Below are 16,241 nucleotides of genomic sequence, written 5' to 3'. Positions count from 1 at the left end.
CAAGGCCCGGCATGCCGCCTTGTCTCCGGAGGAGTTCGCCTCACCGCTTGCCAAACGGCCCTACGATCTCCGGCACGCCGCCGTCTCCACGTGGCTCAACGCCGGAGTGCCCGCGACCCAGGTCGCCGAATGGGCGGGGCACAGCGTCGCCGTGCTGCTGCACGTTTACGCCAAGTGCATTGCCGGTCAGGAAGAACAAGCGCGAAAGAGGATCTCCGATGCCCTCGGTGGGTTCTAATTTCGGGGGCACGCCGGGGGCAGGACCCGTCGTAGTCGATCGTTGTCAGTCGTAGACAGCCGGACTGAGTAGATCAGCCGGTGGCCTGGATCACGCAGGTCACCGGCTCTTTCATGCTGGGAGGCGCCAGTGCCCCCGGTGGGACTCGAACCCACACCACAGCCCTTTTAAGGGGCTTGCCTCTGCCATTGGGCTACGGGGGCGCCGCGATCATATGTCACGGATCACTCCTCTGTAAGCAAGTTACGTCTTACGCGGCTTGTCCCCCTTTCCACAGCGCGTGAACGGCACCCCTGGGAGCCACCCGGTCAAGGTCCGGGAGACCGTCCGCACCTTCTCCCCCGTCCACCACACCAGCATGTCAGAGCGCAGGAACACGCACACGGCCCGGCGGTGTGCGCCGCCGGGCCGTGTGCGTCCTTCGATCCGCCCGCGCCGAGCGGGTCAGCGCTTGAGGCCGCTCTTCGCGGCCGCCCTGAACTCGTCGCGCGGGTGCTCGATCTCGCCGAGGGAGATGGTCTCCCGCTTGAAGAACAGCGACAGCGTCCAGTCCATCACCACGCGGACCTTCCGGTTGACCGTGGGGACCCGCGACAGGTGGTAGGTGCGGTGCATGAACCAGGCGGGGAAGCCGCGCAGCTTCATGCCGTAGACGTTCGCGACGCCCCGGTAGAGGCCGAGCCCGGCGACCGACCCGGCGTACTTGTGCCGGTAGTCCTGCAGCTTCTCCCCGCGCAGGTACGCGGTGATGTTGTCGCCGAGGACCTTCGCCTGCCGTACGGCGTGCTGGGCGTTGGGCGCGCAGTACTGACCGGGGTTGGTGACGTCGGGGACACCGGCGATGTCGCCGGCGGCGAAGGCGCCCTTGACGCCCGCCACGGTCAGGCGCGTCGTGGTCTTGATCCGGCCGCGCTCGTCGAGCGGCAGGTCGGTGGAGTTGACGATCGGGCTCGCCTTGACCCCGGCGGTCCAGACGATCGTGGCCGACTCGAACTCGTCGCCGTCCGAGGTCTTGACCAGGCCGCCCTCGCACGACTGGAGGAACGTCTCCATCTTGAGCTCGATACCGCGCTCGCGCAGCTGCTCGGCGGTCCACTCGCCCATCTCGGGGCCGACCTCGGGCAGGATGCGGTTGGACGCCTCGATCAGGACCCAGCGCAGGTCCTTCTTGTCGATGCTCGGGTAGTACGTGACCGCGTCCTCGGTCATGTCCTCGAGCTCGGCGAGGGCCTCGATGCCCGCGAAGCCGCCGCCGACCACGACGAAGGTCAGCGCGCGGCGGCGCACGTCCTCGTCGTCGCTCGACTCGGCCCGGTCGAGGAGGGCCAGGACCCGGTTGCGCAGCGCGATGGCCTCGCCGACGGTCTTGAAGCCGATGGCCGCGTCCTCCAGGCCGGGGATCGGCAGCGTACGCGAGATCGAGCCGGCCGCCATGACGACGACGTCGTACTCGATCTCACGGGACTGGCCGGCGGCGGGCTCGAAGGTCAGCGTGCGCGCCTCGTGGTGCACCTTGGAGACCTTGCCGTTGAGGATGCGCACCTTGGGCAGCACCCGGCGCAGCGGGGCCACGACGTGGCGCGGCGAGATGTTGCCGGCCGCCGCCTCGGGGAGGAACGGCTGGTAGGTCATGTACGACTGCGGGTCGATGAGCGTGATCCGCACGCTGCCGTCGCGCAGCTCACGGCGGAGCGTGCGCTGGAGACGAAGAGCCGTGTAAAGGCCCACGTACCCACCGCCGACGATGACGACGTGTTTCCAGTTGCGGTCTGCCACGATGCCCTCCGAAGCTTGTGAAAGCATTCACAAGCCTACGTCACGAGTTGGCAACCGCACCAACGGGCTAGGGCCAAAGGTCCAGTGATTTTCCCCACTTAGTCATCTCTTGACGACATTTCTCAGGAAAATTCCCGCAATCTTCTCTCAGTGACCGACTTCACACTTGTGAATTGGTTCACAAGGCTGCGGTCCCCAGTGCGGCGGCGCGGGCGAAGACCGCGTCGAGCATGTCCGCGGTGACCCGGCCGGTGAAGGTGTTCTGCTGACTTGGGTGGTAGCAGCCGATGAGCGTGACCGGAGCCGCGCCGTGGGAGAGGGGCACCTCCACCGCGTGGCCGAACGGCGGCCTGCGGGGCGGCAGCGTGAACCCGGCCTCGCGCAGCGCGGGCCACACCGCCTGCCAGGCGAAGCCACCGAGCGCCACGATCACCCGGGTCGTGCCGGCCACGAGCGCGAGCTCCCTCGCGAGCCAGGGGAAGCAGGCGTCGCGCTCCTCCGGGGTCGGCTTGTTGGCGGGCGGGGCGCACCGCACCGCCGCCATCATCCGGGCGCCGATCAGCCGCTGGCCGTCGCCCGCGTGGACGCTGGTCTCCTGCGCGGCGAGGCCGGTGCGGTACAGCGACGCGAACAGCCAGTCGCCGCTGCGGTCGCCGGTGAAGATCCGGCCGGTCCGGTTGCCGCCGTGCGCGGCGGGCGCCAGTCCCACGATGAGCGTGTGCGGCGCCTCGTCGCCCCACCCCGCGATCGGCCGGCCCCAGTAGGTCTCGTCCGCGAACGCCCGCCGTTTGACGTCGGCGACCTCCTCCCGCCACTCGACGAGACGCGGACAGGCGCGGCACACCGACTGCCTGGCGGTCAGTTCGGTCAGCGTGCGGCTCTCTGCGGCCAGTTTGGCGACCTCGTGGGCGTCGTGGGCGACGGGGGTGTCCGGGCACGCGGGGTCGTCCGGCCAGCCGGAACCGGGAGGAACGGAGCTCATGACACCGATCGTGCCAGGTCAAATGGCGTGCGTCGGCCAGACGCCGGCTCTTGCGACACCGCCGCCCGCGTACGCCGATCGCGCCGCCCGCAGCCTGCGTCCGGTGCCGCGCCGTCGCGCGATCTCCACCCGGTGTACGCAAGGCATCCGCGCCGTGTCACAAAGAGGTCATGCCGAGAAAGATTCCAATCTTTTCCGTCGCGCCGGAGGTGGGTACGTACGGCGCGTGTCGACCGACTCGATCCCCCCGCTGTTCGGCCCGGCGTTCGACGCCGACCCCTACCCCGCCTACGACTGGCTGCGCCGGAACGCCCCGGTGACCCGCGTGCCGCTGCCCGGCTGCGAGGCGTGGCTGGTCACGCGGTACGAGGACGCCGTGACCGCGCTGACCCATCCCGCCCTCGCCAAGGACCCGGCGGCCGGCTCGCCCGAGTGGCGGGCCGCCTCTCTCGGCCTGCCCCTTGACCACCGGCCAGGTCTCGCCCGCCACATGATCAATGCCGACGGAGCCGACCACGCGCGCCTGCGGCGGCTCGTGAGCGCGGCCTTCACGCCCCGGCGGATGGCGGGGCTGCGGACGCGGGCGCTGGAGGTGACCGACACGCTGCTCGACCGTCTCGACGGCCCCGAGGCGGATCTGATCGCCGGCCTCGCCTATCCGCTGCCGATCACGATCATCTGCGACCTGCTCGGCGTGCCCGAGGAGGACCGGGCCACCTTCCACCACCACGCCTCCGTCATCGACTCGGCGGCGGCGTCCGAGGTGGAGGAGATCGCCCGCGCGACGGACGCACTGGAGAGCTTCCTGGCCGACCTGGTCGAGCTCAAGCGCTCCCGGCCTGGCAACGATTTGCTCACCGACCTCGTACGGCGATCCAACCAGGGCGAGATCGACAAGGACGAGCTGACCTCGACCGCGTTCCTGCTGCTGATCGCCGGCCACGAGACGACCGTGGCGCTGATCGGCAACGGCCTGCTCGCGCTGCTGAGGCATCCCGGCCAGGCGGCGGCCCTGCGCGCCGACCTCTCCCTGCTGCCCGACTTCATCGACGAGATGCTGCGTTACGACGGTCCCGTACGGAACGCCACCTGGCGCTTTCCCACCGAGCCCGTGGTCATCGGCGGCCAGGAGATGCTGCCGGGGGAGCCCATCCTCGTCTCGCTGCTGGCGGCCAACCGGGACCCGGCGGCGTTCGCCGACCCGGACGCGTTCTCCCCCGGCCGGGTCGGCGAACCGCACCTCGCCTTCGGCCGGGGGCCCCACTACTGCGTCGGCGCTGCCCTGGCCAGGGTGGAGGGAGAGGCAGCGATCGGCCGGGTGCTCGAACGATTCCCCGATCTGGCTCTCGCCGCCGACCCCGCCGAGCTGAGGTGGTGGCCCAGCGCCATCATGCGCGGCCTGTTCTCCCTGCCTGTCCGCCTGCGCGGCTGACGTCCCGCCCGGCTCCGTCCGTACACGGAGCCGGCCTGTGGACACCGGCCCGGCCGCCGACGAGGTCGGCCCCCAGCTCGGCCCGGCCATCACCGCCGACTTCCCCGACGTGCTGGCCGCGCTGGTGCGGCTGGCAGAGGAGGGCTAGGCCATGCCCCCGCTGGACCCCGAGGAGAGCCCGGGGTTCCTGCTGTGGCACGCCACCCTCCGTTGGCAGCGCGACATCGCCGCGGCCCTCGCACCGCTGGATCTCACGCACGTGCAGTTCGTCCTGCTGGCGAGCACCTGGTGGCTGAACTCCCACGGCGAGGATCCCAACCAGCTCACGCTGGCCCGGCAGGCCGGCACGGACGTGAAGATGACCTCGCAGGTCATCCGCAAGCTGGAGGCCAAGGGCCTGGTCCTGCGCGAGGTCGACCCCGCCGACACCCGAGCGAGGAGGCTGCGGGTGACCGAGCGCGGCGCCGCCCTCGCACAGGAGGCCATCACCGTGGTCGAGGGGGTGGACCGGGCCTTCTTCCGGCCCGTCTCCGACCGCACGACGCTCCTGACCATGCTGCGCGCGCTCGGGTCCGGCTGACGCCGCCCTTCCCCCTACCCCCGGGACGGCGTAGCGGAGGGCGACGGCGAGGCGGAGGGCGTCGCGGAGGCCGTGGCGTCCGCGGGCGCCGGCGCGGTGGGTGCGGGCGCGGCGGGCACGCAGGTCGCCTCCGGTTCGGTGGGATCGGCGCGGCGCTCCACGGGCTTCAGCGGCAGCGGGTAGGCGTTGCGCATGGGCGGCTCCCCGTCGCAGGGAATGACGAGCTCCTGGTCGAACCCCGGCTCCAGCATGATCGGATTGCCGTCCTGGTCGTAGAGCCGGACGTTGTGCAGCGGCGTCCCGTCCTCCGCGTACGGGAAGATGTTGGAGACGTCCCGGCCCAGCGACGCGACGCTCTCCACCTGTATGCCCAGCGTGCGCACATCCGGCCGGGGGCCGTAGTCGAACGCCACGTCGCGCGACGACGTGCTCGGGACGTCGGCCATCGCCGTGATCACGAGGACCACGGCCAGCAGGTTGGCCCCGAGCAGCAGCACGCGGCCCCAGCGCGACGCCCCCGTGCGGCCCCGCCGGCCCAGCCACACCGACCCCCAGACGACCGCGAGCGTGAACACCCAGGCGGGAAGGTCGCCGGGGATCAGCCCGGGGGCGCTGATCGGCGCGAGCACGGCCAGCGCGATCGCGTAACCCCGCAGCACCCACCACGCGGGGCGCAGTTCGGGGGCGAAGGCGGCGGCCTGCCGGTAGGGCGGGAGCACGAGCAGCCGCGTGTGGACGCGCCGGGCGGCTCCGCTCATCCGCCCGCGCAGCCGCCCGCCGAGGGACGAGGAGCCGCCGCCCGACGGCCGCCCGCCGTAGGCGGCCCGCAGCTCGGCCGCGTACGCCTCGGGGCTGCCGAGGCGTTCCTCCAGCGACATGCCCGGCTCGGCGGCGACCTCGGCGAGATGCTCGTCCAGGTCCTCCAGCAGCGCGTCCCTGTCGCGGGCAGGGAGATCGGCGAGCGCCTCGCGTACGGCGGCGGCGTAGTTCTGGGGCGTCATTGGGGGATTCATCCCGGATCGACCTCCTTGAGCAGGTCGTTCATGGTGGCGGCGAAGGACGTCCAGGTCTTCGCCGAGGTCTGGAGGAGCGAGCGGCCCACGTCGTTCAGGCCGTAGTACTTGCGGTGCGGTCCCTCGTCGGAGGCGACCACGTAGGAGGTGAGCGCTCCGGCCTTGAAGAGCCGCCGCAGCGTCCCGTACACCGAGGCGTCGCCGACGTCCTCGAGCCCCACCTCACGCAGGCGGCGTACGACGTCGTATCCGTAACTGTCGCGCTCGGCGAGCACCGCGAGGACCGCCAGGTCGAGGACTCCTTTGAGGAGCTGGCTACTGTCCACGCATCGCACAGTACTATGCATTGCGCAGTACCGACAAGATCTCCTCCTGGGAGGAGCCGGACAGGGCGGGCGGTCAGGCGGTGAGCGACCAGGCGATGCCGTCGAGGATGTCGTGCTCGCTGACCACGACCTCCGGGAAGCCGTAGCGGCGGACGATGCGGTCGAGGATGAGCGCGCCCGCGCCGATGACGTCGACCCGGCCCGGGTGCATGACCGGGATGGCCGCCCGCTCGTCGTGCGTCATGCGCAGCAGCCGCGCGGACACCTCGTGCACCCGCTCGGCGGGGATATGCGAGTGATGGATGCGCGCGGGGTCGTAGGCGGGCAGATCGAGCGCGATCCCGGCGACCGTGGTGACCGAGCCCGCCAGGCCGACCAGCGTCCGCGCCGTGCGCACGGGGACGCTCTCCTCGACCCGGTCCATCGCCGCCTCGATGTCGGCGACGGCCGCCTCCACCGTCCCGGCGCTCGGCGGGTCGTCGCGCAGGTGGCGCTCGGTCAGCCGTACGCAGCCGATGTCCACCGACAGCGCGCCCTCGACCGACCGGGAGCCGACGACGAACTCGGTCGAACCGCCCCCGATGTCCACCACGAGATAGGGGGTCTCGGCTTCGGCGCCCGAGCGGGCCAGGCCCCGGGTCGCGCCGGTGAAGGACAGCCGCGCCTCCTCGTCACCGGTCACCACCTCGGGCTCCACCCCGAAGATTTCCCGTACGCCGGAGACGAAGTCGGCCCGGTTGGCGGCGTCGCGGGTCGCCGAGGTGGCGACCACGCGGACCGGCACAGGGCCGTCCTGGGCGTGCTCCCTGATCAGCTTGGCGTACCCGCGCATCGCCGTGAACGTCCGCTCCAGAGCCTCCGGCGCGAGCCGTCCCGTACGGTCGACGTCCTGGCCGAGCCTGACGATCTCCATGCGCCGTTCGACGTCGGCGAGGTCGTCGCCGGAGATGTCCGCGATGAGAAGGCGGACCGAGTTGGTCCCGCAATCGATGGCCGCGACCCGCTTCGTCTTCACGCTCATCCCCTCCGGCCTCCGGTCGGCTCCCCGCGCCACGACGGCGCTCCCGTTTCGGTCCCCCGCACGGCCTATGGCTGCTCTTCGGAATTCTCCACGACCACGCAGGGGCCGCCGGCCCACCAGTCGGGCAGCGCGTCGAGGGCCTCCCGGCCGAACGGGTTGACCCCCGGCGCGGCCAGCTCGTGGGCGACCAGCGCGTGCAGGCACTTGACCCGGCCCGGCATGCCACCGGCGGTCTGCATGTCGCGCGGCAGCGGCTCCAGGCCCTCCTCGTCGGCCGCGCGGTCGCGGCGGGCGACGTAGTCCTCGTGGGCCGCCCGGTAGGCCTCGGCCAGCTCGGGGTCCTCGGAGAGCCGGGCCTGCATGCTCTTCATCAGGCCGGACGACTCCAGCGTGCCGATCGCCGAGGCGGCTTTCGGGCAGGTCAGATAGAACAGCGTGGGGAACGGCGCGCCGTCGGGCAGCCGGGGCGCGGTCTCCAGCACGTCGGGCAGGCCGCAGGGGCACCGGTGGGCGACGGCCCGCACCCCGCGCGGCTGTCGCCCGAGCTGCGCCCGCGCCGCCGCCAGGTCAGCGGGGTCCACACGGCCCGCGTGGCCCACGTGGTCCGCCCGGTCGTCCGCCACGTCGATCTCCTCGCCCTTCACGCTCTCCGCCACGCCGTTCCCGACGACGTCCCCGGTCCTCATCCCGCCGGCGCCGGCGCGGACGCCGACGCGGACGCCGTCGGTGCGGGGCTCCGCCCTGCCGCGGGCGCGGCGGGCCGCCCCTTGTCGGCCGCCTCGAACGACCGCCAGAGAGTGACGTACCAGGCGGGCCGCTCCGGCGGCTTGGTCCCCGCCTTGGCGGCGGCGGTCCCGGCCGTCTCCTCGTCGATCACCTGGTAGCAGTCCGCGCCCGGCTCGCAGTAGAACAGCCGTTCCTTGGCCAGGCGCTTGATGTAGTCCGGATCCTCCAGCCGCCGGCGCCGCTGCTCCAGGTTCTGGAGCTTGCGCAGCGCGTTCGCCTGCTGCGCCTCCAGCTGGGCGATCTGCCGGCGCTGGGCGACGTACTCCCGCACGGGGTAGGCCAGGCTCATGGCGATGGCGCACACGACGACCGCGAGGATCGCCGCGCGCCCGGTGAGCTGCGGCCGCTTCGCCGCCACGAAACCACCCCTCCCGGTCGGTCAGCGCAAGGCCCGATCAACGGCCACACTAACCGCCCGCCCCGGCCGTACACGCCCGGACGGGCACGGCGTCGCCGCGCCCGTCGCCACACCAGGCGTCCGGAACGTGTCCAGCCGGGGTTACCGCCGTCTGCCGCCTACTAGCCCTGGAAGCGCGGGAAGGCGGCGCGACCGGCGTACCGCGCCGCGTCGTCGAGCAGCTCCTCGATGCGCAGGAGCTGGTTGTACTTGGCCACCCGGTCCGACCGGGCCGGGGCGCCGGTCTTGATCTGGCCGCAGTTGGTGGCCACGGCGAGGTCGGCGATCGTGGTGTCCTCGGTCTCGCCGGAGCGGTGGCTCATCATGGAGCGGTAGCCGCTGCGGTGGGCCAGGTCGACCGCGTCGAGGGTCTCCGACAGCGTGCCGATCTGGTTCACCTTCACCAGCAGCGCGTTGGCCGCGCCCTCGGCGATGCCGCGGCCGAGCCGCTCGGGGTTGGTGACGAACAGGTCGTCGCCCACGAGCTGGACCTTGGCGCCGAGGGACGTGGTGATGGCCTTCCAGCCCTCCCAGTCCTCCTCGTTCAGCGGGTCCTCGATGGAGACCAGCGGGTAGGAGCGGACCAGGTCCTCGTAGAAGGAGATCAGCTCGGCGGCCGACACGCCCTTGCCGTCGATCGTGTAGACGCCGTCGTTGTGGAACTCGCTGGCCGCGACGTCGAGCGCGAGCGCGATGTCCTGGCCCGGCGTGTAGCCGGCCTTCTCGATCGCGACCATGATCAGGTCGAGCGCGTCGCGGTTCGACGGCAGGTTCGGCGCGAAGCCGCCCTCGTCGCCCAGGCCGGTGGCGTAGCCCTTCTCCTTCAGCACGCCCTTGAGCGTGTGGTAGGTCTCCGCACCCATGCGCAGCGCCTCGGAGAACGTCTCGGCGCCGATCGGCGCGATCATGAACTCCTGGATGTCCACGTTGGTGTCGGCGTGCGCGCCACCGTTCAGGATGTTCATCATCGGCACGGGCAGGATGTGCGCGTTCGGCCCGCCGACGTAGCGGAACAGGGGCAGGTCGGCGCTGTCGGCGGCGGCCTTGGCCACGGCCAGCGAGATGCCGAGGATCGCGTTGGCCCCGAGGCGGGCCTTGTTGGGCGTGCCGTCCAGGTCGATCATCGTCTGGTCGATGAGACGCTGCTCCTCGGCGTCGAACCCGATGAGCTCGTCGGCGATCTCGTCGGTCACGCCGAGGACGGCCTTCTCGACACCCTTGCCGAGATAGCGCTTCTTGTCGCCGTCGCGCAGCTCGACGGCCTCGAACTGACCGGTGGAGGCGCCACTCGGAACGGCGGCACGGCCGGTGCTGTAGTCGTCCAGCAGTACCTCGACCTCGACCGTGGGGTTCCCACGGGAGTCGAGGATCTCGCGGGCGGTGATGGCCTCGATGGCAGCCACGAACGCTCCTAGCAAAATGGCGGGCGGTTTGCCACCCGAGCCTATCGGTCCCTACTACCCGGTACGGCGCAGGGCCGCCCGTTCACGGCGTGTCCGCGGCGTCCTCCCACTGCTCCACGCGCCGCCGGTACTCCCTGGCCGCAGCCCTCAGCTCGGCCTCGGGGTCGAGCCCCGCGTCCTGGGTCTCCCGTACGAGCGCGAACAGGCGGGCGCCGGCGGGCGGGGTGAGGTCGCCGGCGAGAGAGGCGGGCGCCCCGGCCCGGCCGGCCCGGCGCAGGAGCTGGGCGGCCAGGGAGATCGCCGGCTGGCCCATGGGCACGCCGCTGAGCGCGGAGGCGGTCTCCCCCTTGGCGGCCCGCTCGGCCGCCTTGATCGTCTCCCAGTTGTCGGCGACATCACCCGCGCCGGAGACCTCGACGTCCGCGAAGACGTGCGGATGGCGGCGGACCAGCTTCTCCACGATCCCGGCGGCGACGTCGTCGATGTCGAAGCCGTCCCCGGCCGTCCCCTCCGGGCCCATTCGTTCCTGGGCGAGCCGGGCGTGGAACATGACCTGGAGCAGCAGGTCGCCGAGCTCCTCGCGCAGCGGCGGGCCGTAGGCGCCCTCGTGGATGGTCTCCAGCACCTCGTAGGCCTCTTCGACCAGGTAGGGCACGAGCGACTCGTGGGTCTGCTTGCGGTCCCACGGGCACTCGCGGCGCAGCCGGTCCATGACCTGGACGAGGTCGAGCAGCCGGGCGCCGGGCAGGTCGTAGGAGCCGGGGACGACCTCGATCTCCGGCGGCTCGTCCAGGGAGATCGCGGCGTGGCCGACCGCGCGCATGAAGTCCTCGTCGCCGTCCTGCGCGGCCAGCCACACCACCGTCCCCGTACGGCTCTCGCGGGCGATCGCGCCGGGGTCGGGGGTCACCACCTCGACCTGAACGCCGGCCTCGTCGAGATAGGGCAGGTAGGGGTGGTCCGGGGTTCCGGTGAGCACCCGCCCTCGGGTGAGGGCCTTCCACGCCGCGGGCGCGAGCAGGCCCGGAGCGACCCGGGGCGAAGTGGTCACCACGATCAACGCCATGGCCTCAGCCTATTGAGCCCGCCCACCCGGCGTCGCCGGGACGCCGGTGGTTCGGGAGATCGCGCCTCAGCCGGCCTGGGGGGCGCCGGCCGCACCCGCGGCGGCCTCGCCCGCCGTGGCCCCGCCCGCCGAGCCGAAGCGGTCGTCGGCGACGAAGCCCTGCTGGGGGTCGAACTTGCCGTAGCGCGGGCTGTACTTCACCGGCACGGTCGAGTCGGCCTCCTGGATGACCTTCTGGAGGGCGGCCTGCTGGCTCGCCTGGTCCTGACCCGCCCCGGAGCCCTGCGCCAGCTTGTTGCGGATGACGACGGCGCGGATGAAGTCGCGGCCCTCGTCCAGCGGGATGCCGTTGGCCAGCAGCACCTTGTTGAACTGGTCCCAGCCGCCCTGCGCCGTGGCGACGTCGTCGACCTCCCGGTCGGTGACCGTGATGCCCTTGTTCCGGCCGAGCTCCCTGAACTGCCTGCTCGTGGTCATGTTGAGCAGGACCGTCTGCGGCAGCGAGAAGGACAGCTGGAGCTGATCCTCGGGGATCTTGTTGGCGGCAAGGTCGGCACGCAGCGCGCGGACCTCGTCGTTCAGCTCGCTGGAGGTGATGCGCTCCTTGCCCACGATGGCCGCGGAACCCGCCTGCACGGGGCCGCCGCACGCGGTCACGGCGATCCCGGCCGCCGCCAGCGCCACGGCGACGCGCACTCGATACGACTTCACGGACGATCCTCCCGAACGACACCGGCCACGCGTATGTTGACAATTTCGCGGGTCACTGTACCCGCATCGGCTCCAGGAACAGGGCCTCGACCAGGTCCCCACACCATTTCAGCAGGTCGAGGTCGCGTAGTGGCTGACCGCCGATCGGTTTGGTCTTGGGCACCGGCACGAGCAGGATGCCCGCCGCCTGCTTCCAGAGGGAGCGGGGGTAGAGCCGCTGCAGCCGCACCTGCTGAGAGTCTCTCAGCTCCACGGGCGCGAACCTGATCTGCTGGCCCTGCAGCGTCACGTCGGTCAGCCCGGCCTTGCGGGCCTTGATCCGGAAGCGCGCCACCTCCAGCAGGTTGTCCACCTCCTGGGGCGGCCTGCCGTACCGGTCGGTGAGCTCGTCGCGGACCGCCGCGATGTCCTCCTCCGAGCCGATGGCCGCGATCCGCTTGTACGCCTCCAGGCGCAGCCGCTCGGAGGTGACGTAGTCGTGCGGCACGTGGGCGTTGATCGGCAGCTCGACCTTGACCTCCGGCCGCTCCTCCACCTTCGCCTCGCCCGCGAGCTTGGACTTCTGCTCCTGGACGGCCTCGGCCATCATGCGGACGTACAGGTCGAAGCCGACACCGGCGATGTGGCCCGACTGCTCGGCCCCGAGGATGTTGCCGGCGCCGCGGATCTCCAGGTCCTTCATGGCGACGTACATGCCGGCGCCCATCTCGGTGTGCTGGGCGATCGTGGCGAGCCGCTCGTGCGCGGTCTCCGTCAGCGGCGACTCGGGCGGGTAGAGGAAGTAGGCGTAGCCGCGCTCGCGGCCCCGGCCGACCCGGCCGCGCAGCTGGTGGAGCTGCGACAGGCCGTAGTTGTCCGCGCGGTCCACGATGAGCGTGTTGGCGTTGGGCACGTCCAGGCCGGACTCGACGATCGTGGTGGAGACGAGCACGTCGAAGCTGCGCTCCCAGAAGTCCACCATGATCTTTTCGAGCTGGCTCTCGTTCATCTGCCCGTGGGCCACGGCGATCCGCGCCTCCGGCACCAGCTCGTGCAGCCGCGAGGCCACCTTGTCGATCGTGCGGACCCGGTTGTGGACGAAGAAGACCTGCCCGTCGCGCATCAGCTCGCGCCGGATCGCCGCCGCGATCTGCTTCTCGTCGTACGGCCCGACGAACGTGAGGATCGGGTGCCGCTCCTCCGGCGGCGTGAGGATCGTCGACATCTCGCGGATGCCGGTGAGGCCCATCTCCAGCGTCCGCGGGATCGGCGTCGCCGACATGGCGAGCACGTCCACCTGCGTGCGCATGTGCTTCATGGCCTCCTTGTGCTCGACGCCGAACCGCTGCTCCTCGTCCACGATGATCAGGCCGAGGTCCTTGAACTTCACCTCGGGCGACAGCAGCCGGTGCGTGCCGATGACCACGTCGACCGCGCCCGTACGCAGGCCGTCGAGGGTCTCCCGCACCTCGGAGTCGGTCTGGAACCGGGAGACGGGCTTCACGGTGACGGGGAAGCTGGCGAAGCGCTCGCCGAACGTCGACAGGTGCTGCTGCACGAGCAGCGTCGTCGGCACCAGCACGGCGACCTGCTTGCCGTCCTGCACCGCCTTGAACGCCGCCCGCACCGCGATCTCGGTCTTGCCGTAGCCGACGTCGCCGCAGATCAGGCGGTCCATCGGGACGGGCCGCTCCATGTCGCGCTTGACCTCGTCGATCGCTTCGAGCTGGTCGCCCGTCTCGGCGTACGGGAAGGCGTCCTCCATCTCCCGCTGCCAGGGGCTGTCGGACCCGAACGCGTGGCCGGGAGAGGCCATCCGCGCCGAGTAGAGCCGGATCAGCTCGCCCGCGATCTCCCTGACCGCCTTCTTCGCCCTGGTCTTGGCCTTGGCCCAGTCGGCCCCGCCCATGCGGTTGAGCGTGGGCGCCTCGCCGCCGACGTAGCGCGTGACCTCGTCGAGCTGGTCGGTCGGCACGTAGAGCCGGTCGCCCCTGGCGTACTCGATCACGAGGTATTCGCGGGTCGCGCCCTGGATCGTGCGCTGCACCATCTCGATGTAGCGGCCCACGCCGTGCTGCTCGTGCACCACGTGGTCGCCGACCTTGAGCTGGAGGGGGTCGACCATGTTGCGGCGGCGCGACGGCAGCCGCCGCATGTCCTTGGTGGACGCCTTCTGACCGACGAGGTCGAGGTGGGTCACCACGGCGACGTCCGGCGTGACGAAGCCGTGGTCGATGCGGCCCGTCGTGACCTGCACGACGTCCTTCGGCGGCGGACCGTCGAGGGACGGCACCAGCCGCGCCGCCACGTCCACGCCCTTGAGCAGCTCGACCATGCGCTCGGCCGGGCCGTGCCCCTCGCTCAGCAGCACGACGGACTTGCCCGCGCCCATCCAGCCCTTGATGTCGGCGAGCGCCCGCTGCGTGTCGCCCCGGTAGGCCTCGACGTCCTGCGCGTCCAGCTCCACGCCCTCGCCGAAGGGGGCGATGCTCCACCACGGCTGGCCCAGCTCGCCGGCGTGGTCGCGCACCTCCTCCAGCGTGCGGAAGGCGGCCGCCTCCAGGTCGATCGGGGCCTCGCCGCCCGCCGCCGCGGCGATCCAGGACGCCTCCATGAACTCCTGGCTGGTGTGGACCAGCTCGACGGCCCGGCCGCGGATCCGCTCGGGGTCGCAGACGAACACGGCCGACCGGATCGGCAGGTGGTCGAGCAGCAGGTCCATCTCCCCGGCCAGCACGGGCGCGAACGCCTCCATGCCCTCCACCGGCACACCCTCGGCGAGCTGGTCGAGCACGTCCTTGAGCGCCGGGTGCTCCTCCCCCAGCTCGCGGGCGCGCCGGCGTACGTCGTCGGTGAGCAGCAGCTCACGGCAGGGCGCGGCGAACAGTCCGTCCTGGGCGACCTCCAGCGAGCGCTGGTCGGCCACCTTGAACCAGCGGATCTCCTCGATCGTGTCGCCCCAGAACTCCAGCCGCAGCGGGTGCTCCTCGGTGGGCGGGAACACGTCGAGCAGGCCGCCGCGCACGGCCACCTCGCCGCGCTTCTCCACCATGTCCACCCGGTGGTAGCCGTTCTCGACCAGCCGGGCCACCACGTCGTCCAGGTCGGCGTCGTCGCCCGCGCGCAGCCGTACGGGCGCCAGATCGCCGAGCCCGGCCACGATGGGCTGGAGCAGCGAGCGGATCGGGGCCACCACGATCCGCAGCGGGCCTGCCGCGGGGTCGCCCTCGATCGGGTGCGCCAGCCGCCGCAGCACGGCCAGGCGCTGACCGACCGTGTCGCTGCGCGGCGACAGGCGCTCGTGCGGCAGCGTCTCCCAGGCGGGGAAGACGGCCACGGAGTTCTCGTCGACCAGGCTCGTGAGCGCGGCGGCGAGATCCTCCGCCTCACGCCCGGTCGCCGTGACGGCGAGCACCGGCCGTACGCGGGACAGCGCGGCCACGGCGAACGGCCGCAGCGCGGGCGGCGCCACCAGCTCGGCGCCGGGGTGGGCGGCCTGCCCTGCGGCGTCGAGCGCGGCGGCCAGCCTGGGTTCGGCGGATACGAGGTCGAGCAGTCCGGAAAGAGACATCGATGCCTTCAAAAGCCCCGTGACAAAGACAGCCGGCGTGCGGACGCGACCCCGTTCATCCGGCCGATCCCCCTGACGGAGGAGATCCGCGAGACGCTCCCAACCGGGCCGCGGCTACCAAGGCTACGCCCTGTCCCCCCGCCTCGCTCCGCTCGCTCCTCGGTCGGGACATGATGGGTGACGGCAAATGCGCAACTGCACGTCGTCAAATGATTACTCTCAGTGGCATGACAGAGGTTCGTTTGTCGTCCGCGGATCAGGACGACGTGTTCAGCCAGCGGATTCGCGAGCAGTGGACCGACCAGCTCGGACGGCGGCTCGACATCCTCATCGCCGGATGCGGCCGGGGCGGCGCCCTCGACGTGGGGCGCTACGAGCCGAGGATGACGGGGGTGGACGAGGATCTGCCGCCCCTGCGGGCCCACACCGCCAACCGCGGCGACCTGGAGGCGTCCTACCTGGGCGACCTGCGTCTCGTGCCGATCCCGCCCCGCTCCTTCGACGTCGTCTACGTGTCGTTCCTCCTCGAACGCATCCGCCACGCCGAGCTCGTGCTCGACCGCCTCGTGGCCGGGCTCCGCCCCGGCGGGCTGCTGCTGCTGAAGATGCGCGACCGCAAGTCGGCGTACGGCTTCTGCGATCGGGTGACGCCCCGCTGGCTGCGGCGGGCGCTGTGGCGCACGCTCGCCCCGGCCGGGTCCGTGGGGCCGCTTCCGGCGATGTACGAGCCGCTGGCCTCCCGCGAGGGCATCCAGGCGTACTGCCTGATGCGAGGGCTAATGATCGCCGAGGACTACTCGGCGGTGAGCGGCCCGGCCCGGCGGGGTCCGCACGGCGGTCTGGTCGCCGTGGTCTGCCGGGCCGTGGCCGCGCTCTCGCGAGGCGGGCTCAACGGGACCGAGGACGAGATCACCATGGTGATCCGCCGTCCGCAGAACCACTTCGCCCGCCTCATCTGAG

At 71.6% G+C, this 16,241-nt stretch carries 14 protein-coding genes and 1 tRNA gene; 3 read left to right on the top strand and 12 right to left on the bottom strand.

The features are described from left to right. Positions 1 to 368: 368 nt before the first annotated feature. The 3 genes from FLW16_RS36100 to FLW16_RS36090 all read right to left on the bottom strand — a co-directional run bounded on the left by FLW16_RS36100 (position 369) and on the right by FLW16_RS36090 (position 2,996). Positions 369 to 441: transfer RNA gene (locus FLW16_RS36100), tRNA-Leu, on the bottom strand. Positions 442 to 682: 241 nt separating this feature from the next. After that, the gene (locus tag FLW16_RS36095; RefSeq protein WP_142565120.1) at positions 683 to 2,041 is read right to left on the bottom strand and encodes an NAD(P)/FAD-dependent oxidoreductase; all 1,359 of its coding nucleotides are present in this window, start codon (positions 2,039 to 2,041) and stop codon (positions 683 to 685) included. Positions 2,042 to 2,192: 151 nt separating this feature from the next. After that, complete coding sequence (locus FLW16_RS36090; RefSeq protein WP_142565118.1) at positions 2,193 to 2,996, bottom strand: uracil-DNA glycosylase; 804 nt, start codon at positions 2,994 to 2,996, stop codon at positions 2,193 to 2,195. 226 nt (positions 2,997 to 3,222) lie between these two features. Between FLW16_RS36090 and FLW16_RS36085 the strand changes: the two genes are divergently transcribed. Together FLW16_RS36085 and FLW16_RS36075 are read left to right on the top strand one after the other, a co-directional pair. Further along, positions 3,223 to 4,428, top strand: coding sequence for a cytochrome P450 (locus FLW16_RS36085; protein WP_260615967.1), 1,206 nt, complete (start codon positions 3,223 to 3,225; stop codon positions 4,426 to 4,428). Positions 4,429 to 4,579: 151 nt separating this feature from the next. Beyond that, positions 4,580 to 5,008 (top strand): MarR family winged helix-turn-helix transcriptional regulator, encoded by a 429-nt coding sequence (locus FLW16_RS36075; RefSeq protein WP_142565116.1) that lies wholly within the window; start codon positions 4,580 to 4,582, stop codon positions 5,006 to 5,008. Between the two features lie 14 nt (positions 5,009 to 5,022). Here FLW16_RS36075 and FLW16_RS36070 read toward each other — a convergent pair whose 3' ends face one another. The 9 genes from FLW16_RS36070 to mfd all read right to left on the bottom strand — a co-directional run bounded on the left by FLW16_RS36070 (position 5,023) and on the right by mfd (position 15,281). After that, positions 5,023 to 6,021, bottom strand: a complete 999-nt coding sequence (locus FLW16_RS36070) for an HAAS signaling domain-containing protein (protein ID WP_142565115.1) — start codon at positions 6,019 to 6,021, stop codon at positions 5,023 to 5,025. Further along, on the bottom strand, positions 6,018 to 6,347 hold the full coding sequence (locus FLW16_RS36065; protein ID WP_030507598.1) for a PadR family transcriptional regulator: 330 nt from the start codon (positions 6,345 to 6,347) through the stop codon (positions 6,018 to 6,020). The genes FLW16_RS36070 and FLW16_RS36065 overlap by 4 nt, the downstream gene beginning before the upstream one ends. Positions 6,348 to 6,420: 73 nt before the next feature. After that, on the bottom strand, positions 6,421 to 7,362 hold the full coding sequence (locus FLW16_RS36060; protein ID WP_185949740.1) for a Ppx/GppA phosphatase family protein: 942 nt from the start codon (positions 7,360 to 7,362) through the stop codon (positions 6,421 to 6,423). A gap of 71 nt (positions 7,363 to 7,433) precedes the next feature. After that, the gene (locus FLW16_RS36055) at positions 7,434 to 8,054 is read right to left on the bottom strand and encodes a DUF501 domain-containing protein (RefSeq protein WP_142565110.1); all 621 of its coding nucleotides are present in this window, start codon (positions 8,052 to 8,054) and stop codon (positions 7,434 to 7,436) included. Continuing rightward, the gene (locus FLW16_RS36050; protein ID WP_260615965.1) at positions 8,051 to 8,512 is read right to left on the bottom strand and encodes a septum formation initiator family protein; all 462 of its coding nucleotides are present in this window, start codon (positions 8,510 to 8,512) and stop codon (positions 8,051 to 8,053) included. Before FLW16_RS36050 ends, FLW16_RS36055 begins: the two co-directional genes overlap by 4 nt. Positions 8,513 to 8,673: 161 nt before the next feature. Further along, positions 8,674 to 9,954 carry a phosphopyruvate hydratase gene (gene eno / locus FLW16_RS36045; RefSeq protein WP_142565108.1) on the bottom strand — a complete coding sequence of 427 codons (1,281 nt, stop codon included), beginning with the start codon at positions 9,952 to 9,954 and terminating at the stop codon, positions 8,674 to 8,676. An 82-nt stretch (positions 9,955 to 10,036) separates the two neighbouring features. Beyond that, positions 10,037 to 11,020, bottom strand: coding sequence for a MazG family protein (locus tag FLW16_RS36040; protein WP_142565106.1), 984 nt, complete (start codon positions 11,018 to 11,020; stop codon positions 10,037 to 10,039). Between the two features lie 66 nt (positions 11,021 to 11,086). Continuing rightward, complete coding sequence (locus tag FLW16_RS36035; protein ID WP_185949739.1) at positions 11,087 to 11,731, bottom strand: SurA N-terminal domain-containing protein; 645 nt, start codon at positions 11,729 to 11,731, stop codon at positions 11,087 to 11,089. Positions 11,732 to 11,783: 52 nt separating this feature from the next. Further along, the gene (gene mfd, locus FLW16_RS36030; protein WP_142565102.1) at positions 11,784 to 15,281 is read right to left on the bottom strand and encodes a transcription-repair coupling factor; all 3,498 of its coding nucleotides are present in this window, start codon (positions 15,279 to 15,281) and stop codon (positions 11,784 to 11,786) included. A 227-nt stretch (positions 15,282 to 15,508) separates the two neighbouring features. Between mfd and FLW16_RS36025 the strand changes: the two genes are divergently transcribed. Further along, entirely contained in the window at positions 15,509 to 16,240 is a 732-nt protein-coding gene (locus tag FLW16_RS36025; protein WP_185949738.1) for a methyltransferase domain-containing protein, read from the top strand. Position 16,241: the final 1 nt, after the last annotated feature.

The organism is Microbispora sp. KK1-11 (assembly GCF_006874435.1).
In the GTDB taxonomy this organism is placed as follows: Bacteria; Actinomycetota; Actinomycetes; order Streptosporangiales; family Streptosporangiaceae; genus Microbispora; species Microbispora catharanthi.
Note: the sequence above shows the minus strand (reverse complement) of the source record. Positions and strands in the feature narration are given on the sequence as shown.